This window comes from Micromonospora reichwaldensis (genome assembly GCF_031845925.1).
In the GTDB taxonomy this organism is placed as follows: Bacteria; Actinomycetota; Actinomycetes; order Mycobacteriales; family Micromonosporaceae; genus Micromonospora; species Micromonospora reichwaldensis.
In genome coordinates, this window is sequence record NZ_JAVRFL010000002.1 from 205,138 (window position 1) to 229,977 (window position 24,840).

Sequence of the window (24,840 nt, forward strand, 5' to 3'; positions counted from 1 at the left end):
GCCTACCGGTCGGCGACGTCGGTTTCCGGCAGCTCCTCCGGGTTCGCGACCCAGGCGGAGAAGACCGGCAGGCCGTGCCACGGGCCGGTCGTGCCGCCGGCCCGGCTGTCGGTGGCGACCGCGACCACGGCGTACGGGTGGCCGAAGCGCAACTCGGCCACCCGGGCCACCCCCTCCGGCGGAAGGCTCTCGAGCATGGCGAATCCGGTGACGGCGGCCGCCTCGAAGCCGTACCGGCCGTAGCGGGCCATGGCGGCCTGTGCCGCCTCGAACTTCAGCCCCGGGGCGCCCAGCAGTTCGCCGAAGACCTCCGCGACGGCGGGGAAGCCCGACCCGGGGGCGGCCAGCTCGTGCCGGCTCCTGGCCGACCAGCACGGCAGGACGGCCGTGAGCCGCTCCTCCCGGCCGTCCGGCGCGTTCGTGCGGGTCGGCTCCTCACGCACGGTCCAGATCGGGCCGTCGCCCAGCGGGACGTCGAACAGGGAACGCCGATCCGCCGGAAGGCGGTCCGGCGAGGTGGTGGCGACCGCCGCCGCCACCTCGTGGGCGGCGGCGAGGACGTCCCCGGCCGGCACCTCGGGTGCCGCCGCGACCGAGACCACCGACAGCCCGGCCGTGCCCTCGGCGGTCCGCGCCGGCTTGGCGGTGGCGGCGTGGGCGGCCACGGTGCCGGCCCGCACGGTGTCGGTGATCCAGCACTGGTGGCCGTACTCGGGGCTGCGCAGCACCCGGCGCAGCCGGCCGGTCCAGGAACTGCCCGGCCCGAGCGCGCCCGCCGGCGCCACCTCGAACGGGTCCTCCCAGGAGATCCGGGTGGCCAGGGCGCTGGCCAGGACGAGCAGCACCTGCGGCGTCACCGTCAGCGGGAACTTCCTGATCAGGTCGAGGGTGTGGGTCCGGGCCCACGCGTCGAGGGCGTCCTGTTCCGGCACCGGTCCGGTGGCGGTCGACGCGGGCAGGGTCGCCCGCCATCCGTCGAGCCCGGTCGTCTCGATCCCGGGTCGGTGCCAGAACGCGGTCGCCGAGGGCACCAGGGGGTGTGGCGCGGCCACCAGGGCGTGGGCCGCCCGCGCGGCGGTCTCCGCGTCGGTGCCGAGCGTCTCCTCCAGGGCGGTGCGGGTCGGGCCGGTGGCGGCCGGTGCGGCGAGCGCCAGCAGCAGCCACGCGCCGAGCGGGGAGGCGACGTGGTGCCCGTCGCCGATCACGGCGTGCAGGCGGTCGGCGTATTGGGCCAGGGGGGTACGGATGTCGGTGGTCACCGCTTCACTGTGCCCGCTCGGCGGGCCGCCGTCACCACCTGTCGGTCAGCCGCACCAGTCGCGACGGCAGGGCGGGGACCACGGTCGGGGGCGTCGAGGCACCCGGGTGGGGCAGCCGGTCGGGGCGACGACCGGGCCGGTACTCGAAGTGCCACCACTCGTTGTCGTACACCCGGTGCAGATGGTGGCGCGCGCCGTACGTCTCCAACCAGCGCGCGCCCTCGGCGGGCCGTACGTCGAGGGCCGTGCCCGCGACGTGCCGCGACTCGTACGGCGGCAGTACCCGCAGCCGGGCCGCCTCCGGGGACCCGGCGCACCGGACCGCCTCGGCGAACAGGCGTGCCTGCTCCTCGGCGGTCCGGTGCCCGGACGTGAGCCCGATCAGCTCACCGTCGCGCCACAGGGCCTGCGCCCGGGCGGCCTCGAAGGCCGCGCGCGTGGCGGGCGTCAGGCCGGTCAGGTCCTCGGCCGGAAAGCGCGTCGCCAGCGCCCACTGGCAGGCCACATGCTTCGCCCGGCCGCGCGCGACGACGAACGCCACCGGCAGGAGCACCACCGCGAGAGCCAGCGTGACGGCCTCGTACACGCGATCGCGGCGCCGGGCGGACCGGGCCGCGCTCATGATGTTCGCCTGCCGGGCCAGGCGGACGACGACGGACCTGATCCGTGGCCCGGCCGGCGCCCGCCGTCGACCAGGAAGCCGCCGCCTCGTCGATGCCCCTGACCCGTGGCACTCCACGTCATCGACCGGAATCATGGAGTCAGAATTCCGTAACCGTCACGCGCCGGCCTGAGTACGACTACTCAGCGCGCGGTCGCGAAGCCGGGTCCCGCCTTGCCGTCGGGACCGTGCGCCGGTTCCTGCTCGGCCGGGCGCTCGCGCCGCACGGACCGATCGCGGCCCCGACGCGGCTCGCGTCGAGTGCGAACGCCCCTACCCGAGCCGCCCCGCCGGTTTTGTCACCGGACTGTCATGAGACCGCAGGGTCACCTCCAACATCGACGCCGAGAGTGATCGCCGGTCGTCGCCGACGTCCGTGGCGGCCGAGCCCCGGCCGACCCGTACGCCCGCCGGAACGACGTCGGCACCGGCGGCGACAACTTTCCGAGTTCCCGGGCCCCGGACGGGGCGCGGGACAACCCGACATGCGGGCCGACCGGCGCGCGCGGAGCCGGGAACGCGGCCCGCGTACCGGCCAGCCCACGGAGGTCCACAGACCATGACCGTGTCCGCGACAGGTCCGGCAACCGACGACAACACCCCGCCGGGCGACGCACCACCTGAGCCTGGCCGCCCCGCGCAGGGCATCGACCGGACGGTGCTGGGCGTCGCCGCCGCGGTGACCGTTCTCTTCGTGGCGTGGGGCATCGTCGCCACCGACAACCTCGCCTCGGTCACCGACACCGCGCTCGACTGGGTGGTCCGGTCGTTCGGCTGGGTCTTCGTGCTGGCCAGCACCGGCTTCGTGGTGCTGTCGATCTGGCTGGCGCTCAGCCGGTACGGCCGGATCAAGCTCGGCCGCGACGACGACGAGCCCGAGTTCTCCACCGTCTCCTGGGTGGCGATGATGTTCAGCGCCGGCATGGGCATCGGCCTGATGTTCTGGGGCGCCGCCGAGCCGCTGTCGCACCTGGCGACCCCGCCGCGTGGCCTCAACGAACCGAACTCCCCGCAGGCCGCGCGGGTGGCCATGGAGTACTCCTTCTTCCACTGGGCGCTGCACCCGTGGGCGATCTACGCCGTGGTGGGCCTCGCGCTGGCCTACTTCACCTTCCGCAAGGGTCGGCGCGGCCTGATCAGCAGCGCCTTCTTCCCGCTCATCGGGGAGCGCGCCAACCGGGGACCCGGCCGGGCCATCGACATCTTCGCGATCTTCGCGACGCTGTTCGGGTCGGCGGTCTCCCTCGGGTTGGGCGCCCTGCAGATCAACAGCGGCCTGACGAACCTCTGGGACGTGCCGAAGTCCACCCCGCTGGCGATCGGCATCATCGCGGTGCTCACGGTGGCGTTCGTGGTCTCCGCCGTCACGGGCGTCAAGCGGGGCATCCAGTTCCTGTCGAACACCAACATGGTGCTCGCGGTGGCGCTGATGTTCTTCCTGCTCGTGGTGGGCCCGACGGTGTTCGTCCTCAACACGCTCACCGCGTCGACCGGCGGTTACCTCTACGACCTCATCCCGATGAGCTTCCGCACCGGCGCCTTCGGCGGCGAGCAGTGGATGGCGGGCTGGACCATCTTCTACTGGGCGTGGTGGATCTCCTGGACCCCGTTCGTCGGCGCCTTCATCGCCCGCATCTCCAAGGGCCGCACCATCCGCCAGTTCGTCCTCGGTGTGGTGGCCATCCCGAGCCTCGTCAGCTTCGTCTGGTTCTCGGTGTTCGGCGGTACCGCCATCAACCTGCAACTCAACGGCACCGACCTGTCGGCCGCGGTGAAGGAGAGCCCGGAGGCGGCGCTCTTCGCGGTCCTGCGGGAGTTCCCGTTCTTCACCGTCACCGCGATCCTGGTCATGGTGCTGGTGGCGCTCTTCTTCGTCAGCGGCGCCGACGCCGCCTCGGTGGTGATGGGCACGCTCTCCTCGCGCGGCAGCCTGGAGCCGAAGGCCTGGCTCGTCTCCATGTGGGGCGTCCTGACCGGCCTGGTGGCCGCGGTGCTGCTGCTCGCCGGCGGACTGTCCGCCCTGCAGTCGCTGACCATCCTCGCCGCGCTGCCGTTCCTGTTCGTCATGGTCGGCATGGTCGTCGGCCTGCTCCGCGAGCTGCGGCGCGAGCCGGACAGCGCCACGATGGCCCCGGAACTGCGGGCCCTCGTGTCCGCCGGCACGTCACCGGCCGCCACGAAGCCCGAGTCCTCCTGACCCCGGCGCGTGCGGCGCGGGCCGTCCCTGCCAACCCGGGGACGGCCCGCGCCGCACGTGGGTTCCGGCCCGCGGACGTACCATCGTGGACGTCCGTACGGGCGGCGCCTCCCGGCGGCGTCGGGCCGAGCGAGGAGGCGTGTCGTGACCCAGGCCCAGCCGGCTGCCGCGCGGGCGCCGCGCCTGATCGTGCTCAACGGACCACCCGGCTGCGGCAAGTCGACGCTGGCCCGCAGGTACGTCGAGGACCACCCCCTCGCGCTCGACCTCGACATCGACCGGATCCGTGACCTCATCGGGCGGTGGCGTGATCATGCCGGCCCCGCCGGTCTCCTCGCCCGCGCCGTCACGCTGGCGGCGGCCCGGGCACACCTGGCCGGCCGCCACGACGTGATCATCCCGCAGTTCCTCGGCCGTCCCGAGTTCATCGAGCAGGCCGAGCGCGTGGCGCACGACACCGGTGCCCGGTTCCACGAGATCGTCCTGCTCGACGCCAAGGAGAACGCGCTGTGGCGATTCGCCGAACGCAGCCGTACCTCCACGGATCCGGCGCATCTCGACGCCCAGCGCCTGCTCGACCGGCATGGCGGGACCACCGAGCTGGCGGCGATGTACGACCGGCTGCTCGCCGTCGTCGCCGCCCGGCCCGGGACGAGCGTGGTGCGCAGCGAGCACGGCAGGGAGGACGAGGCCTACCGCCAACTCCTCGCCTGCCTCAGCTAGCGGCCGCCGCTCACGCCACCATGCGCTCCTCGGCCAGCTCCGTCAGCCGGACGGTGCACAGGCCGTGAACAACAGCCGCAGGTACGGCAGGTAGGGGACGATCCGGCCGCGGTCCGGGTGGCGTGGCGTGGCGTTGATCTGCCGGTAGAAAACCGACTCCCGCCGGTCACGAGGCTGACGCGTCCCGGCGGCGGGGTGAGCGCCCCCGGCGCGTCCGCTGCGGCGGACCCGCCCCCTGACCCGACGGTTCCGGGCGTTCGACGCGGGTGGGGTCGCCGCGGACGAGTTCGTCGTGGATGCGCCACCGGGCCGTGTCGGCGGCGCGCTCGGCGGTCTGGTCGTCGCGTGCGATCCGCTGCCGCAGCAGCTGGATGGCGAGGCGCCGGTTGAGGCTGAACTGCCGTTCGGTGTCGACCACCACGACGATGCCCGACGGGCGGTGGGTCGCCCGTACCGCCGTGCTGGCCTTGTTCCGGTGCTGGCCGCCGGGGCCGCCGGTACGGCAGGCCACGATCTCGACGTCCGCCTCCGCGAACGCCGTGGTCGGGCTGTCGAGCTGGCACGGGCGGGCGACGACGTACCAGTTCTTCCGGCCGGTGCTCGCCCGGTAGGGGCTGGGGGCCTGCCAGCACAGGGTGCCGGTCCACGAGGCGGCGAACGCCTCGGCGCCGTCGCCGGAGATCCGGATCACTGCCGACCGGTAGGTGTCGGGCCGTTCGCCCGGTACGGTCCGGACCCGGTGGGTCGTCAGGCCCCGCCGGGCGGCCTCGGTCTCCAGGCGGTGCAGCAGCCGGGCCAGCGCCCAGGCGCACTCCTGCGGGCCACGCCCGGCCGACACGAGCAGGTGCAGGCTCATGCCCGGCCCCGCTTGCGGCGGTCGTCGCGACGGTCGGACCGGGCGGTGGACCCGGCGTCGGGCGTCTTGTAGGTGACCAGGGGGACCGTGGTGGCCACGGGCGTGGCCAGGTCGTGGTCGACGAGATCCGTGATCACGCGTTCGATGCGCTTGTAGGCCGTGGGCGCCTCCTCGAAGAGCAGTTGGCGGTCGCCGCACACCACCAGCGACCCCACCGGGGTGCGCCGCAGTTCCTCGACGGTGTGCTTGGCGCGGCTGCGCCGCAGGGCGTCGGCGCGGGACATCTTGCGGCCCGCGCCGTGCGCCACCGAGTGGTTGGCGTCCGGGCCCGCGTGGGCGGCCACGAGGTAGGAGGCGGTGCCCCGGGTGCCGGCGACGAGCACGTCGCGGCCGTCGCCCGGCGCCGCGCCCTTGCGGTGCAGGTAGACGCCGTCGTGGACCTCCACCAGGTTGTGGCACTGGTCGACGACGGGCTCGGTGGGCTCGGCCCCCAGGGCGTGGGCGACCCGGGCGGCCAGCAGCCGCCGGTTGAGCGAGCCCCACCGTACGGCGTCGTCGTGCGCCGAGAGGTAGGCGGCGGGATCAGGGGCGGGGCCCGCGCCGTGGGCCTCGGTGTGCGCCCGCAGGATCCGCTCGCCCAGGCCCCGGGAGCCGGTGTGGACGATGAGCACGAGGTCGCCCGCGTCGAGCCCGAGCCGGCTCGCGTGGCCCGGCTCGAAGACCGTGTCGACGCGCGCCAGCTCGACGAAGTGGTTGCCGCGACCGACCGTCCCGAGCCCGTCGACGTGGCCGGCGGGGATGTCGCCCGCCACGGCGGCCCAGGCGGGGTCGTCGGCGTCCCGCCCGGGGTCGAGGGGGCGGTCGAGGTCGGGGAACCGGGCGGCGAGCCGCTCCGGCACGGCCCGCCTGAGCCTGATGGGGAACACGGCGATGCCGCAGCCGATGTCGGAGCCCACCAGGAACGGGTACAGCACGGTCGACGCCATGGCGGCGCCGATGGGGGCACCCTTGCCCGGGTGCAGGTCCGGCATGGCGGCGACGTGGATCATGCCGGGAAGGGCGGCCACCTGCTGGCACTGCGTCAGGGCCTCGGACTCGATCCAGCTCGTGGGGGAGGCGAACACGGTGACGGTGGCCGGGGTGGACTGCGGCGGGGACTGGTGCGGAGACAAGGACGCTCGCTTCTCGCTTGAACAGCATGGACGGACGGCACCACGACACCGGTCGGTGCCGCGCGCCTCGGCGATGGGGATGCTGCCCGTCAGAACGTCATGGACGACACGATTCCGGAGCCGACCGGGTGCGGCAACCGACTTTCCGCCGCGCCGGCGACCTGTTCGACGCCCTGCCAGGGCTTCCGCCTCGTAGCCGCAGGTCGTTGCGACGGTGTGCGGCGGTCAGGGGGCGGGCAGGGCGCCGAGGCGGTGCAGCAGCTGCCGGCCCAGCGGCAGGCGCTTGTCGGCGTCGCCGTCCGTCCGGACGTCCACGTTGAGCGCGAAGCAGTACAGCCGGTCGCCGCGATCGACCCAGCCGACCCACCATCCCGTGCCCGGGTCGGTGGCGTCCGTCCAGCCGGTCTTGCCGTGGAGGGCGTACCCGGCGGTGCGCTCCAGGCGCAGGATGTCCCGGACGGTGGCCTGGTGCCCCCGGTCGGCCGGCAGCCCGCCCCGGGCCAGCCGGGCCAGCCACCGCGCCTGCTCGTCGGCCGAGATCTCCAGCGGCCCGTCCAGCCAGAACCGGTCCACGGCCGGCCCGACCTCGCCGTTGCCGTAGCCGAGCCGGTGCAGCCACTCCCGCTCCCGGTCCGGCCCGATGCGGCGGGCCAGCTCCTGGAACACCGGCACGTTGGAGACCCGGACCGCGTCGCGCAGCCCCATGTCCCGCTCCCAGGCGGCGACGCGCTGCGGCCCGCCGCCGTAGGGGACCTTCTCCCGCTCGTCGCGCACCACGCCGGTCTCCAGCGCGATCAGGCTGTGCGCGATCTTGAACGTCGAGGCGGGGACGAACCGTCGCTCGGCCCGCTCCCGGTCGACCATGACGACGCGGCCGGCCGTCACGTCGTACATCACGAAGGTGCCCCGGAGGCCGGCCTGCCGGAACAGGCCCGCCAGGTCGTCGCGGACCTCGACCGCCGGCGCGGTCGGCGTGGGGGACGGGTCCGTCGCGGCGGTGGCGGACGCGGCGCCGGCCGCCGGGGGCTGCGGACGCCCGCTGCCGGTACAACCGGTCGCGCCGGCCAGCAGGAGCAGGGCGACGGCCGCGGCGCCCGCGACCCGCCGCCGGGGGCGGGCGCGGCCCAGGCCGACGACCTCGCCCGGCACCCCGACCGCTACGAGGCCCGGGCGGATTGCCGTCGGCGGCGCGGCCAGGCTTCGCGCCCGTGTCTCGAAGACCACCCGCCACCGCCTCCGTCCGTGCCGGCACCGACACCCCCAGTGAAGCACGCCGCTCCACCCAGGGGTCGGGGTCGAGGTCCGGTGAGCGGCCGGCCGGGATCTCGTACCACTCGCGCCAGTCCTCCAGGCCACCGCGGCACCCACCTCGGCGGCGGTCAGCGCGTCGGAGAGAGCCAGCCACGGGCCTACGTCGGCCACCGGCCAGAGCGGGAAGTCGTCGAGGCGATCCACCTCGAGCACCGGCTGGAGCCGTGGCGCGCGGCGGGTGGAGGCGGACCGGGACCCGACGGCGCGCCCACCGGGGGCACGGGGTCCGGTCACGATGCGGACGCGCCGATCACGGCGGCCACGTCGGGCGGCAGCGGGTACGGGCGCTCCGGGGGCAGCAGCGCCCCGGCGGCGGTGTCGTCGCCGGCGTCGAGCGCCGCGCGCACCGCGTGGGCGGTCGAGGTCACGTCGGTGAGACCGACCAGCCACTCGTCGACGTACCGGCGCACCGCCTCGCCGGAGAGCCCCACCTGTAGGGACCGGTGCGGCAGCGGGGCCAGGCGCAGCGACCGTTCCGGGTCCCACTGCACCCGCACCGGGCTGGCCCGCAGCCGTCGCGCCCAGTCCTCCCGGTCCTGGTGGCGGTCGCGCTCGAAGCTGCTCAGGCACGAGTTGGTCAGCGCCCACTCGAAGCCGGCGCGGGTGATCTCGACGGCCAGCACCCGCTCCTGCCCGGGCTTCGCGCCCCAGCCGCAGCGGTACATCATCCAGCGGAACGACGGCTTGATCCAGGTCATCCGTTCCCGCTTGAACGGCGGCACGAAGCGGCCGGCGGCCAGCGCCGGGCGGGCGATCTCCGGCGGGTACGCCTGGTACACGGTCACGGTGTCGGCGGTGAAGCGGGCGCGGACCTGGTGGGCGGGGACCTGCATGGCGCCGATCCTGACCGATCGTCCGGGCCCGGTCCATCGGATTGTCCCGCCCGGGCCGGCGGCCCCGGTGGGGGATAGGCTGCCGGTCGTGGCAGGTCTTCTCAGGAGTGTGGCGGTCCGTATCGGCGGGGTGATCCCGTCGCCGCGCCGGCCCGGGCCGGGCCCGGCGCGGGTCGCCCGCCCCCGCCAGATCGCGGCGTTGCAACGTCGGCAGTTGGCGTACGCCCCGGAGCTCGACGGGCACGCCGATCCGGGCGAGATCGTCTGGACCTGGGTGCAGTACGAGGACGACCCGCGTCAGGGCAAGGACCGCCCGGTGCTGGTGGTGGGCCGGCACAGCCGGACGCTGTTCGGGCTGATGCTGTCCAGTCAGGGCGAGCGCGACGGGCAGCGGCACTGGCTGGCGCTCGGCCCGGGCGAGTGGGACCGGGACAACCGGCCGAGCTGGGTGCGGCTGGACCGGGTGCTGACCATGCGGGAGGACGGCATCCGCCGGGAGGGCGCGGTGTTGGACCGGGCCCGTTTCGACCGGGTCGGCCGGGCCCTGCGCGCCGGCTACGGCTGGCGCTGACCCGTCAGGCCGGCTCGCGGCTCGGGCCGATCCCGGCGTCGCGGGCGTCCGGCGGCGGGTACGGCTGCTCGGCCAGCAGCCGGGCCAGGTGCGCGCTGTTGAGCGCCAACGCCGTGGTGGTGCGTCCCGTGGTGTCGGGCTTGGGGCGGGCGTCGATGTAGTCCACCTTGTGCAGCGCCTCGCCGACCCAGTAGGTGGCGCCCGCCGCGGGGCAGGTGAAGCCGACCTCGTTGAGGGCCTGCTGGACCTCGCCGATGGTGTGGTGCGCGCCGTCCTCGTTGCCGACGACCGCGACCCCGCCCACCTTGCCGTAGGTGAGCAGCCGGCCCTCGGCGTCGGTCTCGGAGAGCTCGGCGTCGAGCCGTTCGAGGACCATCTTGCACACGGCGGACGGCTGACCGAGCCAGATCGGCGTGGCGATGACGAGGATCTGCGCGGCCATCAGCCTGGACCGGATGACCGGCCAGCCGTCGCCGTCGCCCTCGTCGGTGGAGACGCCGAAGCGCACGTCGTGGTCGACGACCCGGATCAGGTCGCCCGGCACGCCCTGGTCGGCGAGGGCGTCGAGCACCTCGCGCCCGAGCACCTCGGCGCTCGACGGGGCGGGGGACCGCTTGAGGGTGCAGTTCAGGACCAGGGCCCGGATGCTCGCCACGGTGTTCCTCCCTCGGCCGGCGCGGCGCTGACCCTGCCGGCATACCCGGCAACCGGCGCGAGACACGTCGAAACGCGTCGTGCCCCGGCCGGCGGTCCGCTGGCGTGGGCCTGCGCGCTCAGCACTCCGCCAGGTGGGCGCTGTCGACGAGTTGCCGGGGCGGGCGGGCCACTCCGAGGCTCTTTGCCCGGTACATGGCGGCGTCGGCCCGGTCGAGCGCCTCGGTGAGCTGCGCGGGCCCGGTGACGGGGGCGAGCCCGACGGAGGCGGTCACCCGGACGCTGAGCCCGCCCAGCGGGATCGGCGCGGCGAGACTGTCGCAGAGCCGCCGGGTGGCGTGCTCGATCCACCGCCGGTCGATCGTGGGGCTGGCCAGCAGCCCGGCGAACTCGTCGCCGCCGAGCCGGGCGACCAGGTTGTCCCCGGCGAAGGCAGCGAGCCGTTGGGCGACGCTCACCAGCACCTGGTCGCCGGCGGCGTGGCCGTAGCGGTCGTTGATCTGCTTGAAGTCGTCGAGGTCGAGCACCACGGCGATCAGCGGCTGCCCGGCCGCGTCGGTGAGCAGCGTGGCGGCCAGGCGGTAGAACGCGCGGCGGTTGGGCAGGCCCGTCAGGGGGTCGTGGCTGGCGGCGTGCCGCTCGGCGGCCAGCTCGGCCTGGAGGTGCCTGATCTCGACCTCGGCCTGGATCGCGCGGCGCCGCAGCTGCCAGGAGGTGACGAGTGCCCCGGCGGCACAGATGCCGGACGCGATGGTCAACGGATCCGGCACGAGACCTCCCATCAGCACGTCGCCGCCGGCCCCCGCGCGCGGCGGTCCGCGCCCGCGTGTCGGGCCCCGTCCGTCCTGGTGGCAGCCCCAGGTCGGGTCACTCAGAGTGAACAGATGGGCACTGTCCACGTGCGTTATCATGCTCGCTGTCCGGTGCAGATGCAATAGCAGATGCACGTGCAGGAAGCCCTTCGTCGATATCGTGCCCCCTCATCAGGCACCGCTGCCCGGCATCGCGGGGCTCGCGAGAGAAAGACGTCCATGCAGCAGCCTCCGAACGGCGTTCCCACCACCCAGCTGCCCCCGCTCGCCTGGCAGAAGAGCCGCCGGAGCAATCCCAGCGGCAACTGCGTCGAGCTGGCCGAACTGCCCGGCGGCGCCGGCATCGCCCTGCGCAACTCCCGGCACCCGGAGGGGCCGGCATTGATCTACACGGTGGACGAGATCGCCGCCTTCGTGCTCGGCGCGCGCGACGGGGACTTCGACAACCTGATCGCCTGACCGCGTCCCGTCGACCGGGACGAATTGTCCGCACCGAAGAAGTTCACCTCACTCACGGTTCATGGCATGCTTACACGTCGGCCGCGCGAGGGCACCCGGTCGGCACGAACCGGCATGTGGAGGTCGGCTGTGACGATGGGTCCCGCCGAGGGCGGTCCGGGGACCGGCCCGACCGTGCTGCGCATGCTGCTCGGCACCCAGTTGCGCCGGCTGCGCGAGTCCAGCGGGGTGACCCGGGAGGGCGCCGGCTGGGAGATCCGCGCCTCCGAGTCGAAGATCAGCCGGATGGAGCTGGGCCGGGTCGGCTTCAAGGAACGCGACGTCGCGGACCTGCTCACCCTCTACGGCGTCACCGCGTCCGAGGAGCGGGAGGCGCTGCTCAAGCTGGCCCGCGACGCCAACAGCCCGGGCTGGTGGCACCGCTACGGCGACGTGCTGCCGAACTGGTTCCAGTCGTACCTCGGGCTGGAGGCGGCCGCCGCGCTCATCCGCAGCTACGAGGTCCAGTTCGTCCCCGGCCTGCTCCAGACCCGGGAGTACGCCCGGGCGGTGGTGCTGCTCGGGCACGGTCGGGCCGCACCGGCGGAGATCGAGCGTCGGGTCGCACTGCGTATGCAGCGCCAGCGGTTGCTGCACCGCGAGAATCCGCCGCAGCTCTGGGCGGTGGTGGACGAGGCCGCGCTGCGCCGGCCGATCGGCGGCCCGCGGGTGATGCGCGAGCAGGTGGCGGCGTTGATCGAGGCCACCAAGTCGCCGAACATCCGGCTCCAGGTCATCCCGTTCGCCGCCGGTGGGCACGCCGCTGCGGGCGGGGCCTTCACCATCCTGCGCTTCGGTGACCGGGAACTGCCCGACATCGTCTACATCGAACAGCTCACCAGCGCGCTCTACCTCGACAAGCGCGACGACCTCGACTACTACGCGGTCGCGATGGAGCGGCTCTGCGTGGAGGCCGAGCCGCCGGAGCGTACGCCGGGGATCCTCGGCGGGATCCTGGACGACCTCTACCCGGGGTGATCCCGGCGGGGCCTCGCCCGGGCGGCGGTGCGGCTACCATGGTCGCCGACCGGCGACAGTGGACGGACGCCCCCGGTCGCGGGTGGCGCAGAGTCGTGGAGGCTGCCTTGACCACCGATGCCCCGGGTACGACGACCGGCCCCGCGAACCCGAGCGACCGCATCGACACCTCGGTGGCCCACCCCGCGCGCCGGTACAACTACTGGCTCGGTGGCAAGGACAACTTCCAGGCCGACCGGGACTCCGGCGACATGGTGGCGGCGTCCTTCCCGACCATCCGCACCGCCGCGCTGGAGAACCGCCGTTTCCTCCAGCGGGCCGTGCGGCACCTCGCCCGGGAGGAGGGCATCCGCCAGTTCCTCGACATCGGCACCGGCATTCCGACCGCCGACAACACCCACGAGGTCGCGCAGGCGATCGCCCCCGAGTCGCGGGTGGTCTATGTCGACAACGACCCGATCGTGCTCGCGCACGCCCGGGCGCTGCTGACCAGCTCGCCCGAGGGCGCCACCGCCTACATCGACGCCGACCTGCGCGACCCGGAGCGGATCCTGGGCCACCCCGACCTGCTGCGCACGATCGACCTGTCCCGGCCGGTCGCCCTGATGCTGGTCGCGATCCTGCACTTCGTCGGCGACGACGACGACCCGTACGCCGTGGTCACGCGGCTGCTCGACGCGCTGCCGCCGGGCAGCTACCTGGCGGCCTCGCACGCCACCCACGACTACCTCCCCCCGCACGTGGCGCAGGAGGCGAAGGCGGCGGCCCGGGGCGGCAGCCCGCACGGCCTGATCAACCTGCGCACCCGGGCCGAGTTCATCCGGTTCTTCGACGGGCTGGAGCTGTTGGAGCCCGGCGTCACGTCGGTCGCCGAGTGGCGTGCCGAGGACGCGCCGCAGCCCCGCCCGGCGGCGGCCGAGGTCAGCATGTACGGCGGGGTGGCCCGCAAGGCCTGACCGCCCACTCCGTCCACTCCGACCACCCCGTCCGGCTGACCGGGCGGGGTGGATTCGTTGCGCCCACCGTACGGCGTTGACGAGGGCGGCCCGCTCCGCCTAGTCTCTGTATCGATCCAGTCTGAATCGATACAGAGAGGCCGCGGTGAAGCCGACCCTGCAAGCCGTCGCGGACGCCGTCGGCGTGTCCCGCAGCACCGTCTCCAACGCCTACAGCCGACCCGACCAGCTCTCCGCCGCCCTGCGCCAGCGGATCCTGGACGCCGCCCGGCAGCTCGGCTACCCCGGCCCCAACCCCACCGCCCGGTCGCTGCGGCGCGGGTACGTGGGCGCCATCGGAGTGCTCTTCGAGTCGCGGCTGTCGTACGCCTTCACCGACCCCTTCGCGGTCCGCTTCCTGGCCGGCGTCGCCGAGGCGGCCGAGCGGCACGGCACCAGCCTGCTGCTCGTGCCGCTGCCGGCCGACGAGCCCGCCGCGCGGCGGGCGGTGGAGAACGCCGCCGTCGACGGCTTCTGCGTCTACTGCGTCGGCGACGAGGGCTGGGTCGTCGACGTGCTCCGCGAGCGCGGCCTGCCCGTCGTCACGACCGCCCCCCGCGACGACGCCGGCCCCGACGACCGCTACGTCGGCATCGACGAGCGGGCCGCCGCCCGGGCGGTCGCCGCCCACGTGGCGGGGCTCGGGCACCGGCGGGTCGCCCTGCTCGGCGACGCCGTGCGTCCCGGCGCGGCGCCGGGCGAAGTGCGCCTCGCCGACGTGGCCGACGTGGCCCACCCGACGACCCGGGCGCGGCTGGCCGGGTTCGCCGACGCCTTCGCCGAGGTCGGCGTCGCCTGGTCCGGGCTGACCGTGCTCGCCGCCACCGACAACAGCCGGTCGGCGGGCGCCACGGCCGTCGCCGCCGCCCTCGCCGCCCCCGAACCGCCCACGGCGGTACTGGCCTGCGCGGACGTGCTCGCCCTCGGCGTCCTCGACGCGCTCGCCGAGGCCGGCCGCCCGCCCGTGTCGGTCACCGGCTTCGACGACATCGCCGAGGCCGCCACCGCCGGCCTCACCACCGTGCGGCAACCAGCCGAGGAGAAGGGGCGCATCGCCGCCCGACTCCTGCTCGACCCGCCCGCCGATCCGGCGGCCGGCCACGTCCTGCTACCCACCGCACTCGTCGTCCGGTCCTCCACCGGACCCGTCCCAGGGAGCTGACCATGGAACAGCCCACCGGCTTCATCCTCGCCGTCGACGCGGTGACCCGGCACGTCAACTCCGCCCGGCCGGACGCCCCCGTCCGCCCGGAGCGGCCCCGCGTCGCGCGACTCGCCCCCACCCGGCTGGCCGCCGCCGCCGTCCTGCGCCGGCTCGCCGACCGCATCCAGCCGCCGCCGGTCGCCGCCGCGCCGCGCTGCTCCTGACCATCGCCGTGCGGCCGGTCGTCGCCGTCCGAACCGCGACGACCGGCCCGCAACCGGGCACCGCGCTGGTGGCCGACCCCGCCGGCAGGGCAGACTGAACGGCTATGTCGCCGTTCTCGCCCACCCTGCGGTTGCACGACCGCTACGTCCTGCGCGAGCGCATCGGCCTCGGCGGGATGTCCGAGGTGTGGCGCGCCGACGACGAGGTGCTGCACCGGCCCGTCGCCGTCAAGGCCCTCACCCGGGAGTTCGCCACCGACCCGCAACTGCGGGCCACCATCCAGCGCGAGGCCCGCGCCGCCGCGCGGCTGACCCACCCGCACGTCACCCAGGTGTACGACTACGGCGAGGCGGCCCTGGACGGCGGCATCGTCGTCCCGTACCTGGTGATGGAGCTGGTGCAGGGGCGCAACCTCGCCGACCGGCTCGCCGACGGGCCGCTGCCCTGGCCGGAGGCGGTGCGGATGGCCGGCCAGATCGCTGCGGCGCTCGCCGCCGCCCACCGCATCGGCGTGGTGCACCGCGACGTCAAGCCCGGCAACGTGATGCTCACCGAGACCGGCGCCAAGGTGCTCGACTTCGGCATCGCCGCGCTCGCCGGGCCGCACCACCCGCGGGCGGGGCAGACCGGCGAACTGCTGATGGGCACGCCCGCGTACTTCGCCCCGGAGCGGATGCGGCCCGGGCCGCCGAACCCGGCCAGCGACGTCTACGCCCTCGGCGCGCTGCTCTACCGCACCCTCACCGGCCGGGCCCCACTGCCCGTGCAGACCTGGGAGGACGCGCTGGAGGTGCACGCCGGGCACCCGCCGGTGCCGCCCCCGCAGGTCCCCGGGCTGCCGCCCGACATCGCCGAGCTGACCCTGGCCTGCCTGGCCACCGATCCGGCGCACCGGCCGGGCGCGGCCCAGCTCGCCACCCGCTTCGCTGCGCGGGCGCCGAATCACCCGCCCACAGCCGTCCTACCGATCCCGTCCGCCGGCGCATCGTCTGCGACGTCGCCCTCGTCGGCAGACGCCGAGCATCCGCCGACCCTGATCGACCGCTCACCGCCGTCCCCGCACCCCACCGGCACCGGCCGCGCGGGGGTGCCGTACCCCACCCCGCCAGGTGGGCGCCATCCCGTGGTCGCCCGCACCGGCCGTCCCGCCCCGGCCGGCGGCGCGGGGACCACGCGCAACAGGCCCGTCACCGCGCTGGTCGCCGTCGGCGTCGCGCTGCTCGTCGGGCTCGTCGGGGCGCTCGTCATCGGCGACGGCGGAAGTCCGCCACCGGCGGCGGCCCCCGTCACCGGCACACCGGCTGGCAAGCCGACCTCGGCCAGACCGACGCCGCCGCCGGCCAGGACCACCGCCCCGCCGCCGGTGACCGCGCGGCCCGACCCGGTCGGCCTGCCGCAGTTCGTCGCCGAGTTCGCCGCGGTGCTCGCCTGGGCGCAGGCCCGCGGCGAGATCGACCGTAAGACGGTCGAGGAGCTGCGGGACAAGCTCGCGGACCTGAGCCGGGGCAAGGAGAAGGACCGGGCCAAGCGGGTCGAGAAGCTGCGGGAGCGCCTTGCCGAGGCGGCCGAGGAGGGGCAGCTCCCGCCCGACACGGTGGCCAGACTCGACGCCCTGCTCGACCGGATCGACAGGCCGTCGCCGGACGACGACGAGGACGACGACTGAACCGGCTCAGCCGACCTCGACCGCGGACCCCTGTTCCACCCGGCCGCCCCGCACCACCTGCGCGTACGCGCCCACGCACGGCTGCGCGTCGAGCTGCGGCAGCGGCGCGACCCGGTTGAGGCGGGCCGGGACGCGCAACGCCCCGGCCTGCCGGGGGAGCGACCCGTGCGCCAGGGTCGGCACCGCGCACCGCGGGGTCGGGGCGAGTACCCGCAGCACCAGCTCGGGGCCGACCCGCAGCTCGCGACCGGCCCAGTCGTTCTCGGCGAAGCCGTCCACGCCGACGTCGAGCACGAGGTTGGGTCGGTAGCGGACCGCCTCGACGGTGCCGCCCGGAAGCTCGACGGCCACCCGGGCCAGGGTGGCCGTCGTGACCAGGTGCACCGGGGCGAAGTCGAAGAAGGTGCCCGGCGCCGCCGCCCCGAGCGGGTTGGCGTCGACCGGCACCTCGGCGGCCGGACCGGCCGCCAGCACCGCGTCCGGGTCGGCCCGGTCCAGGAGCGCCCCGGCGGGCGGCCGGTCGATCAGCGTCACCGGGATGCCCAGCACCCGGGACAGCACGTCGTCGACGCCGGGGTCCACGCTGGACAATGCCCGCCCGTCGGGCAGCGTGATCCGTACCTCATCGGGTGCGGCGCCGGACGCGCGGAGCGTGAGCAGGTCGCGCCAGAGCCGGGGGTGCTTCGCGCTGGCCACCCGCCCGGTGTCCCGGTGCCGCAGGGCCAGCCGCCGGTCGCCCGCCACACCCGCCGGGCCGACGTCGGCGGCGGGCAGCCGCTCACCCAGCATCGACTTCACCGGGTAACGCCACAGCTGCGCCAGCCGCCCGGTCATCCTGCCGCCGCCCCGGCGCGGGGCGCCGCGACCCGGACCGGGGTTGCGCCGGCGGTCGTGGTGCGCGTCGTCACGGGGGCCACCCTAGTGCGAACCCCCGCCGCTGTGGACCGTCCGTGGGACGCAAGGGCCGGCCCGTTGGCGGACTCCCAGGATCGGTTCGTAGCGTGTGGGCCATGATTCGTACCGCGCACGCCCTGCTCGCCTCCGGCACTGCCCCCGAAAAGGCCGCGCCGCCCGAGGACGGGCTGGTCGGCTTCGTCATCGGCCTGGTCGAGCGGCTCGGCGGCCCCGGCGCGGGTCTGGCCGTCGCCCTGGAGAACCTCTTCCCGCCGATCCCCAGCGAGGTGATCCTGCCGCTGGCCGGCTTCGTCGCCGGCCAGGGCCGGATGAGCGTGGTCAGCGCGATCTTCTGGACCACCCTCGGCTCGCTGCTCGGCGCCCTCGCCCTGTACTGGATCGGCGCCGCGCTGGGCCGGGAACGGATCCGGGCGATCGCGCAGCGGCTGCCGCTGATCAAGCTCAGCGACGTGGACCGCACCGAGGAGTGGTTCCTGCGGCACGGGGTGAAGGCCGTCTTCTTAGGCCGGATGATCCCGATCTTCCGGAGCCTGATCTCCATCCCGGCCGGCGTGGAGCGGATGCCGGTGCTGACCTTCGCGGTCTACACGACGCTCGGCAGCCTGATCTGGAACACCACCTTCGTAATGGCCGGCTACCTGCTCGGCGACAACTGGCACCTCGTCGAGGGGTACGCCGGCGTGCTGCAGAAGGTGGTCATCGTCGCCAGCGTGGCGGCCGCCGGCTGGTTCGTGGTCTCCCGGATCATCCGGGCGCGGCGCGGTGAGGCGGCGGCCGTCGACCCCGTCCCGCCCGTCGACCCCGCCCCGCTGCCCCACGCGCCGGACCCGACGGGGCGGGGCACGATCTACCGCAGCGCGTACTCGGACGGGCAGGCGCCCGACCGCGACCTGTCCCGCTGAGCCGGTGGCGCGCGGTTCGTCGGGTCGATCATGCAGTTGTGGTGGCCGTCGTGCCCCGAATTGCGCCTCATGCGGGGCGCCACAACTGCATGATCGGCGCCCGCCTGCCCGGGTGCTCGGGTGCTTGGGAGATCTTGGTAGGTATGGGCCCTCTGAGGGGCGTTTGCCTACCACAATCTCGGAGGTGCGGGCGGGTCCCGGTGCGCCGGTTGTCCGGTTCCGGGGTTGTCGGTCGGTGGGGTGCCGGTGGCCGACCGCCCGGACGGCCCAATGAGCCGAGATGCCCGGTTCGGGGGTGTGGTCGGGGGCATCGTGGGGGCGGAATCGTGGCGGGGGTGGGGTCGTTACACCCTGCGTACGACCGAGCAAGGCAAGGCGTGCCGCCCGACAGGATGGTGTGCCAGGGCCCCGGAATGATGGCGGGCCGGGTGGTCGTTACACATGGTCCGGCCGACGTGAGGGCATCCCCCGCCCCGCGAGACGGCCCCGGTGCCGGCCTCTACGGCTCGGACATCAGGCCAACACGGCCGATCTGATCTTTCCTCCGGTGTGACGCCGGAGATCCCCTCCAGTTCTGCTGGAGTTTCCCCTTCGAGTTTCCTGGGCGCCGGACGGTGCTTGCACCTGCGTGAGCCGATCCCCCTCGGTGTGGGTGCCAACCCCCGAATGGAGCATTTCTGATGAACACGATTCTGCGTAAGAGCGTTCTTGGTGTTGCTGGTCTGGCGTTTGCCGGTGGCGTGTTCGCCGGTCCCGCGACCGCCCACGCGGCTCCGTCGGTGCAGTCGGCGGCCCCGGTCACCGCCGTTGCGGTGGCGGCGGACAAGCCGGACATGGGCAAGCTGGTGCCGCATGGTGTGCAGGGTGCGCAGTCGCGTGTCGACCTGTCGGATGAGCAGGTGGCGAACGTGAAGGCGATCATCGCGGCGACGAAGAAGGCCGGCATGGACGAGCGTGCGGCGGTGGTGTCGATCGCGACCGCGTTGCAGGAGTCGAAGTTGGAGAACCTGGGTCATCTGGGTGATCGCAACGACCACGATTCGCAGGGCCTGTTCCAGCAGCGTCCGTCCTCGGGTTGGGGCACGGTGGAGCAGATCACCGATCCGGAGTACTCGACGATGGCGTTCCTGAAGGGTCTGAAGCAGGTCGACGGGTGGCAGGACATGCCGCTGACGAAGGCGGCGCAGACGGTGCAGGTGTCGGCGTACCCGGACCACTACGCGCAGTGGGAGCAGATGGCCGCCGACCTGGTCGCCGAGCACTGGAACAGCTGACAGCAGTAGCCGATCGCCGCTGGCCGGCACCCCACCCGGGGTGCCGGCCAGCCGCATGTCCGGAGCTTCCCGGGCCCTCACCCGCCGGAGCTCGCCGGGGCGGCGCCGATCGGAGCCCTCGGGCCCCACCCACCGGAGTTCGCCCGGGCGACGCCCCACGGAGTTTCGGGCGTCGTGCATCGGAGGCGCCCCGACCGAGCCGGACGTCGGAGCCGGCTCGAGCGGTGGGGCGACCGACGGGTTCGTGGCCTGCCCGGGCGTACAGTCGGGCGGTGGAGCGTACCGAGAAGATGCCCGCGGAGACCCGACCACCCGGCGTGGCGACCGTCGATCCCGGCAGCGTCCTGCTGCCGGGCCACGACGTGCCGCTGGGGCGCTACACGACCGTTCGTCGGCTGCTGCCGCAGCGGCAGCGGCGGATGGTCGGGGCCTGGTGCTTCGTGGACCACTTCGGCCCGGACGACGTGGCCGAGCGGCCCGGCATGGAGGTGCCGCCGCATCCGCACACCGGCCTGCAGACCGTGACCTGGCTGCTCGACGGGGAGATCCTGCACCGCGACAGCCTGGGCAACGTCCAACCGATCCGCCCCGGCCAGCTCAACGTGATGACCTCGGGGCACGGCATCGCGCATTCGGAGCGGTCGCCCGAGCGGCATCCGCCGCTGATGCACGGCGTGCAGCTCTGGGTGGCGCTGCCGGACCGGGCTCGCGCCGGGGCCGCCGACTTCGCCCACCACGCCGACCTGCCGCGCTGGCGCGACGGTGAACTGGACATCACCCTGTTGGTCGGCGAGCTCGCGGGTGAGCGGTCCCCGGCCCTGACGTACACCCCGCTGCTCGGCGCGCAGCTTGAGCTGCACGGACCCGCGCCGGCCACGCTGCCGCTGCGGCCCGACTTCGAGTACGGGCTGCTGGCCATGTCCGGCACCGCCGAGGTAGACGGGGTGCCGTTCACCCCGGGGGCGCTGCTCTACCTGGGCGCCGGTCGGGAGCGGCTCACCCTGACGGGCGCGCCGGGGAGCCGGCTGCTGCTGCTCGGCGGGGCCCCGTTCGAGGAGCCGCTGGTGATGTGGTGGAACTTCGTCGGCCGCTCGCACGAGGAGGTGGCCGCCGCCCGGGAGGACTGGATGGCCGGGCGGCGTTTCGGCGTCGTCGCCGACGATCCCGCCCCGCCGTTGCCCGCCCCGGCGCTGCCGACCACCCGCCTCAAGGCACGCGACCGCAGCGGCGGGCTGCACGGCTGAGGCAGGCAGGCGTGGTCGGGCGCGGCGCGGGTAGTCGCCGGCATGCCGACCACAGCCACTTCCCGTGTCGAGGACAGGAAACGCCTGGTACGCCGGCTCGCCGGCAGCGGGCGCGGCTTCGCCGAGCAGTACGGCTTCCGGGTCGTCAACAACCCGTCGAGCCTGTTCCAGGTGCTCTGCCTCGCCGTGCTGCTGGCCCGCCGGGGTGACTTCCGGCGGGCCGTGGACAGCGCGCACGCCCTGCCCGCCGCGGGCTGGGACAGCGCCGCCCGGCTGGCCCGGTCCCTGCACGGTGACCGGGTACGCGTGCTTCGCGACAGCGGCCAGCGCGGCGACGTCGACGCCCTCGCCGACACGCTCGGCGACCTGGCGCGCGCCGTGGTGGAGCGCTACCGGGGCGACCTGCGCCGCCTGCGCGCGGTGGCCCACCACGACCCGGCCCGGGAGCGGGAGCTGCTCACCGAGCTGCCCGGGGTGGACGCCACGGTGGTCGATCTGTTCCTGCGCGAGGCCCAGGCGCTGTGGCGCGAGGTGGCGCCGGTGGCCGACCGGAGGGCGCTCGTCGCGGCCCGCCGGCTGGGACTGGGCCGCTCCGCCGACGACCTGGCGGGCCTGGCCGGCAGCGGGGAGTCCGAGCGGCTGGCCTGGCTGGTCGGGGCGTTGGCCCGGGTCGACCTGGAGAAGCGGTACGCGGAGCTGGCCGCCTGACGTCGTGGTGGGCTGGCCCACACTTCCTTCGTAATCGTCCGAACGGGTGATGTTCCATCGTATGATGGTCGCGGCACTGATACCCGCCCGGTTCGGGCGTGCATCGACCGCCTGGTGGTTGCGGCCCGGTTCGGGCCCGACCGGCCACCGGACAGGTTCTGTGTGGCGCCCCGGTCGCGGTTCGCGACGGGGGCGCCCGCCTGTCCGGCAACTCCCGCACTCCGCCGGGCCGCTGCCGACTCCACGGGGATGCCGGCTCATCTCGCCAGGCCGGCCAGCAGGTTCACCGTGACCGCGATGATGAACGCCCCGAACAGGTACGACACCATCGAGTGTCGCAGGACCGTGCGGCGCATCTCGTTGCTGGTCAGCGAGGTGTCCGAGACCTGGAAGGTCGTTCCGACGGTGAACGCCAGGTAGGCGAAGTCCGAGTAGCGGGGCGGCTCCGACTGGTTGAAGTCGATCCCACCGTCGGGCCCCGTGTAGTAGATCCGCGCGTACCGGGCGGCGAACACGGTGTGCACCACCAGCCAGGACAGCAGCACGCTCAGCACGCCCAGCCCGCCGTAGGCGTTGCGGGCGGGCGTGGCGGGCGTCCCGTGCGCGCTGGTCACCACGACGCCGACGGCCAGCAGGCTGGCCAGGCAGGCGGCGAGTAGCAGCACGTCGCGCACCGCCCGGTTCGGGTCCTCGTACACGGCCAGTCGGGCCGTCCCCGGCGCGTCCATCGGCCACAGCTTGCGCCAGACCAGCACCAGCCAGCTCAGTGCCGCGGCGTCCCAGCCGGCCAGCGGCGCCAGCGCCGGCGTGCCGGCCAGCGCGGTGAGCCCGCCGACCACCAGGCCGATCGTGCCCATCACGGTGAGCTGGACCGCGGCCGGGGTGTGCCCGACCGGCCCGCGCGTCATCCGTCACCGGCGCGGGCCCGCCCGGCGCGGGCGCCACGCTCCGGCCCGAACGTGCCCGGCGTGGACGCGCCCTGCGTGCCCGGCCCGAACGTGCCCGGCGCGCCCGGCGTGCTCGGCCCGAACGTGCTCGGCCTGGACGTGCCCGGCGCGCCCGGCGTGCTCGGCCCGAACGTGCTCGGCCTGGACGTGCCCGGCGTGCCCGGTCCGGGCGCTTCGGCGGCCCGCGACAGCAAGGGTCAGATGCCGCGCAGGTGCTGCGACACGCGCTGGTGCCGCTTGTCCCGGGCCTGCTCCGCCCGCTGGGCGGAGCCGACCTCCGGGGCCGCCTCGATGCCCGCGGAACGGGCCACCTCGTTGCCGTTGGCGTAGTCGACCGGCGGCAGGGCCCGCAACGCGCGCAGCACGTCCGGCGGGGCGCCCTCCCGTTCGGCCTGGCGTACCACGTCGTCCTTCTCGGCCGGGTAGTCCAGGCTCGACAGGTACTGCAGCACGTCGGCGTAACTCGCCATGGTGTCGGCTCCTCCGGGGCATCGATCCGGTCACGACCGGCGGCGGTTACCCGCCCGGCGGGCCGTCACGCGCCGTCCCGCGCGGAAATCCCCGTCGTTTCCCGGCCGTGCCGGCGGGTACGCGCAGGCCCCGACGCAGCCTGAAGGAGCCCGGATGAACTACGACACCTTCGTCGACCAGGTCGCCCAGCGCACCCGTACCTCCTCGGAGCAGGCGGTGACGTTGACCCGGGCGACGCTGGAGACCCTCGCCGAGCGGTTGACCGGCGGGGAGGTGCTGGACCTGGCGGCCCAGCTGCCCAAGCCGTTGCAGCTCGTGCTGAAGCCGAGCCCGGGTACCGAGTCGGCGGAGCGGTTCGGCGCGGCGGAGTTCGTCGCCCGCGTCGCCGTGCGGGCCGGCGTGACCGAGCCGGCGGCGCGCGACGCCGCCCGGGCGGTCTTCGTCACCCTGCGCGAGGCGATCAGCGGCGGCGAGTTCGACGACGTGGTGGTGCAGCTCCCGCGCGACTTCCGGGACATGGTCGAGCCCGCGATGGCACCGGGCGCCACCCTGCGCCGCTCCTGAGCTGCCGCCGGCCGGCGTGGTGCGCCGCCTCAGGCGACGGCGCCGGCGGCACGCAGGGCGGCGACCCGCTCCGGGGCGAAGCCCGCCCCGGCCAGCAGCTCGTCGGTGTGCTCGCCCGGCTGGGGCGGGGGGCGGCGCAGCGCGGTGGGAGTGCCCGAGAAGCGGGGCGCCGGGGCCGGCTGGGTGACCCCGTCCCGCTCCACGAAGGTGCCCCGCGCGGCCAGGTGCGGGTGCTCCGGCGCCTCCCGCCAGTCCAGCACCGGCGCCACGCAGGCGTCCGAGGAGCCCAGCAGCGCCGTCCACTCGTCCCTGGTCCGGGTGCGGAACAGCCGCGCCCACGATTGGCGCAGCGCCGGCCAGTTCGCCGGGTCGGTGCGGTCCAGCGCCTCGTCCGGGGCCAGCGGGAAGCCGGAGCGCCGGACGAGCTCGTCGTAGAACCGCGGCTCCAGCGCACCGACCGCCAGATACCGGCCGTCGGCGCACTCGTACGTGTCGTAGAAGGGAGCGCCACCGTCGAGCAGGTTCACCCCGCGCGCGTCCTGCCACATGCCGAGCCGACGCAGCGCGTGGATCTGGGTGCTGAGCACCGCCACGCCGTCGACGATGGCCGCGTCGACCACCTGGCCACGTGCGCCGCCGCGCACCGCGTACAGGGCGGAGACCAGTCCGAGGGCGAGCATCATCCCGCCGCCGCCGAAGTCGCCGAGCAGGTTCATCGGCGGCACCGGGCGCTCGCCGGCCCGACCGATCCCGTGCAGCGCGCCCGTCAACGCCAGGTAGTCGATGTCGTGCCCCGCGTACGGCGCCGCCGGGCCGTCCTGGCCCCAGCCGGTCATCCGGCCGTAGACCAGGCGGGGGTTCGCCGCGAGGCAGTCCGCCGGGCCGACGCCGAGGCGCTCGGTCACCCCCGGGCGGAACCCCTCGATGAGCGCGTCGGCGTCGGCGACCAGGGCCAGCACCACCTCCCGCCCGCCGGGGGACTTCAGGTCGACCCCGATCGAGCGGCGTCCCCGGTTGAGCAGGTCCGGGTGCGGGGTGCCGAAGGCGTCCGGGTCGACGTCCGTGGCCCGGTCCACCCGGACCACGTCCGCGCCCAGGTCGGCCAGCATCATCGCGGCGAACGGGCCGGGACCGATGCCGGCCAGCTCGATCACCTGTACGCCGGCCAGTGGGCCGGCCGGGACGTCCTCGGTCATCGGCACACCATAGGCGAGGTGCGTTTGCGTCGTAAGGGGCCGGGAACCCGCCCGCCGAGAAACG

At 74.6% G+C, this 24,840-nt stretch carries 25 protein-coding genes and 1 pseudogene; 14 read left to right on the top strand and 12 right to left on the bottom strand.

Annotation, left to right across the window (positions count from 1 at the left end; genetic code table 11):
• Positions 1-2 precede the first annotated feature (2 nt).
• Positions 3-1,259 carry a hypothetical protein gene (locus RM555_RS02165; protein ID WP_311410174.1) on the bottom strand — a complete coding sequence of 419 codons (1,257 nt, stop codon included), beginning with the start codon at positions 1,257-1,259 and terminating at the stop codon, positions 3-5.
• Positions 1,260-1,290: 31 nt separating this feature from the next.
• Positions 1,291-1,881, bottom strand: a complete 591-nt coding sequence (locus RM555_RS02170; protein WP_311410175.1) for a D-alanyl-D-alanine carboxypeptidase family protein — start codon at positions 1,879-1,881, stop codon at positions 1,291-1,293.
• Between the two features lie 598 nt (positions 1,882-2,479).
• Here RM555_RS02170 and RM555_RS02175 point away from each other — a divergent pair.
• Both RM555_RS02175 and RM555_RS02180 read left to right on the top strand, forming a co-directional pair.
• Positions 2,480-4,117, top strand: coding sequence for a BCCT family transporter (locus RM555_RS02175; RefSeq protein WP_311410176.1), 1,638 nt, complete (start codon positions 2,480-2,482; stop codon positions 4,115-4,117).
• A 144-nt stretch (positions 4,118-4,261) separates the two neighbouring features.
• Positions 4,262-4,840, top strand: coding sequence for an AAA family ATPase (locus tag RM555_RS02180; RefSeq protein WP_311410177.1), 579 nt, complete (start codon positions 4,262-4,264; stop codon positions 4,838-4,840).
• Between the two features lie 166 nt (positions 4,841-5,006).
• Here the strand turns inward: RM555_RS02180 and prfH are convergent, their stop codons facing one another.
• The 4 genes and pseudogenes from prfH to RM555_RS02200 form a co-directional block, all read right to left on the bottom strand.
• Positions 5,007-5,696 (bottom strand): peptide chain release factor H, encoded by a 690-nt coding sequence (prfH, locus tag RM555_RS02185; protein WP_311410178.1) that lies wholly within the window; start codon positions 5,694-5,696, stop codon positions 5,007-5,009.
• Complete coding sequence (locus RM555_RS02190) at positions 5,693-6,868, bottom strand: RNA ligase RtcB family protein (RefSeq protein WP_311410179.1); 1,176 nt, start codon at positions 6,866-6,868, stop codon at positions 5,693-5,695. The genes prfH and RM555_RS02190 overlap by 4 nt, the downstream gene beginning before the upstream one ends.
• A gap of 225 nt (positions 6,869-7,093) precedes the next feature.
• Positions 7,094-7,798: pseudogene (gene blaOXA, locus RM555_RS02195) on the bottom strand (class D beta-lactamase); the annotation flags it as partial.
• 611 nt (positions 7,799-8,409) lie between these two features.
• A complete protein-coding gene (locus RM555_RS02200; RefSeq protein ID WP_311410181.1) occupies positions 8,410-9,012 on the bottom strand; it encodes a DUF4291 domain-containing protein in 603 nt (200 codons plus the stop codon).
• 88 nt (positions 9,013-9,100) lie between these two features.
• Between RM555_RS02200 and RM555_RS02205 the strand changes: the two genes are divergently transcribed.
• Positions 9,101-9,583 carry a type II toxin-antitoxin system PemK/MazF family toxin gene (locus tag RM555_RS02205; RefSeq protein WP_311410182.1) on the top strand — a complete coding sequence of 161 codons (483 nt, stop codon included), beginning with the start codon at positions 9,101-9,103 and terminating at the stop codon, positions 9,581-9,583.
• Between the two features lie 4 nt (positions 9,584-9,587).
• Here the strand turns inward: RM555_RS02205 and RM555_RS02210 are convergent, their stop codons facing one another.
• Both RM555_RS02210 and RM555_RS02215 read right to left on the bottom strand, forming a co-directional pair.
• Positions 9,588-10,238: a flavodoxin family protein gene (locus tag RM555_RS02210; protein ID WP_311410183.1), complete on the bottom strand. Its 651-nt coding sequence runs from the start codon at positions 10,236-10,238 to the stop codon at positions 9,588-9,590.
• 118 nt (positions 10,239-10,356) lie between these two features.
• A complete protein-coding gene (locus RM555_RS02215; protein WP_132240227.1) occupies positions 10,357-11,007 on the bottom strand; it encodes a GGDEF domain-containing protein in 651 nt (216 codons plus the stop codon).
• A 261-nt stretch (positions 11,008-11,268) separates the two neighbouring features.
• Between RM555_RS02215 and RM555_RS02220 the strand changes: the two genes are divergently transcribed.
• The 6 genes from RM555_RS02220 (at position 11,269) to RM555_RS02245 (ending at position 16,555) form a co-directional block, all read left to right on the top strand.
• The gene (locus RM555_RS02220; protein ID WP_132240226.1) at positions 11,269-11,508 is read left to right on the top strand and encodes a DUF397 domain-containing protein; all 240 of its coding nucleotides are present in this window, start codon (positions 11,269-11,271) and stop codon (positions 11,506-11,508) included.
• Between the two features lie 135 nt (positions 11,509-11,643).
• Positions 11,644-12,525, top strand: a complete 882-nt coding sequence (locus RM555_RS02225; RefSeq protein ID WP_396888658.1) for a helix-turn-helix domain-containing protein — start codon at positions 11,644-11,646, stop codon at positions 12,523-12,525.
• Positions 12,526-12,632: 107 nt separating this feature from the next.
• Positions 12,633-13,481, top strand: a complete 849-nt coding sequence (locus tag RM555_RS02230; RefSeq protein WP_311410185.1) for an SAM-dependent methyltransferase — start codon at positions 12,633-12,635, stop codon at positions 13,479-13,481.
• Positions 13,482-13,626: 145 nt separating this feature from the next.
• Complete coding sequence (locus RM555_RS02235) at positions 13,627-14,682, top strand: LacI family DNA-binding transcriptional regulator (RefSeq protein WP_311410186.1); 1,056 nt, start codon at positions 13,627-13,629, stop codon at positions 14,680-14,682.
• 2 nt (positions 14,683-14,684) lie between these two features.
• On the top strand, positions 14,685-14,888 hold the full coding sequence (locus RM555_RS02240; RefSeq protein ID WP_311410187.1) for a hypothetical protein: 204 nt from the start codon (positions 14,685-14,687) through the stop codon (positions 14,886-14,888).
• 104 nt (positions 14,889-14,992) lie between these two features.
• Positions 14,993-16,555 carry a serine/threonine-protein kinase gene (locus RM555_RS02245; RefSeq protein WP_311410188.1) on the top strand — a complete coding sequence of 521 codons (1,563 nt, stop codon included), beginning with the start codon at positions 14,993-14,995 and terminating at the stop codon, positions 16,553-16,555.
• Between the two features lie 6 nt (positions 16,556-16,561).
• Here the strand turns inward: RM555_RS02245 and RM555_RS02250 are convergent, their stop codons facing one another.
• Positions 16,562-17,389 carry an MOSC domain-containing protein gene (locus RM555_RS02250; RefSeq protein WP_311410189.1) on the bottom strand — a complete coding sequence of 276 codons (828 nt, stop codon included), beginning with the start codon at positions 17,387-17,389 and terminating at the stop codon, positions 16,562-16,564.
• Positions 17,390-17,565: 176 nt separating this feature from the next.
• Here RM555_RS02250 and RM555_RS02255 point away from each other — a divergent pair, with 176 nt between their 5' ends.
• The 4 genes from RM555_RS02255 to RM555_RS02270 all read left to right on the top strand — a co-directional run bounded on the left by RM555_RS02255 (position 17,566) and on the right by RM555_RS02270 (position 21,598).
• The gene (locus tag RM555_RS02255; protein WP_311410190.1) at positions 17,566-18,372 is read left to right on the top strand and encodes a DedA family protein; all 807 of its coding nucleotides are present in this window, start codon (positions 17,566-17,568) and stop codon (positions 18,370-18,372) included.
• Positions 18,373-19,052: 680 nt separating this feature from the next.
• Complete coding sequence (locus RM555_RS02260; protein WP_311410191.1) at positions 19,053-19,646, top strand: hypothetical protein; 594 nt, start codon at positions 19,053-19,055, stop codon at positions 19,644-19,646.
• A gap of 272 nt (positions 19,647-19,918) precedes the next feature.
• Positions 19,919-20,890: a pirin family protein gene (locus tag RM555_RS02265; RefSeq protein ID WP_311410192.1), complete on the top strand. Its 972-nt coding sequence runs from the start codon at positions 19,919-19,921 to the stop codon at positions 20,888-20,890.
• 42 nt (positions 20,891-20,932) lie between these two features.
• On the top strand, positions 20,933-21,598 hold the full coding sequence (locus tag RM555_RS02270) for a hypothetical protein (RefSeq protein WP_311410193.1): 666 nt from the start codon (positions 20,933-20,935) through the stop codon (positions 21,596-21,598).
• 257 nt (positions 21,599-21,855) lie between these two features.
• Here RM555_RS02270 and RM555_RS02275 read toward each other — a convergent pair whose 3' ends face one another.
• Together RM555_RS02275 and RM555_RS02280 are read right to left on the bottom strand one after the other, a co-directional pair.
• Entirely contained in the window at positions 21,856-22,506 is a 651-nt protein-coding gene (locus RM555_RS02275; protein ID WP_311410194.1) for a DUF1345 domain-containing protein, read from the bottom strand.
• Positions 22,507-22,742: 236 nt separating this feature from the next.
• Positions 22,743-23,015, bottom strand: coding sequence for a DUF2795 domain-containing protein (locus RM555_RS02280; protein ID WP_132238082.1), 273 nt, complete (start codon positions 23,013-23,015; stop codon positions 22,743-22,745).
• A 154-nt stretch (positions 23,016-23,169) separates the two neighbouring features.
• On the opposite strand from RM555_RS02280, the gene RM555_RS02285 reads away from it, so the two are divergent.
• The gene (locus RM555_RS02285; RefSeq protein WP_311410195.1) at positions 23,170-23,580 is read left to right on the top strand and encodes a DUF2267 domain-containing protein; all 411 of its coding nucleotides are present in this window, start codon (positions 23,170-23,172) and stop codon (positions 23,578-23,580) included.
• Between the two features lie 29 nt (positions 23,581-23,609).
• Here the strand turns inward: RM555_RS02285 and RM555_RS02290 are convergent, their stop codons facing one another.
• On the bottom strand, positions 23,610-24,776 hold the full coding sequence (locus RM555_RS02290) for a CaiB/BaiF CoA transferase family protein (RefSeq protein ID WP_311410196.1): 1,167 nt from the start codon (positions 24,774-24,776) through the stop codon (positions 23,610-23,612).
• Positions 24,777-24,840: the final 64 nt, after the last annotated feature.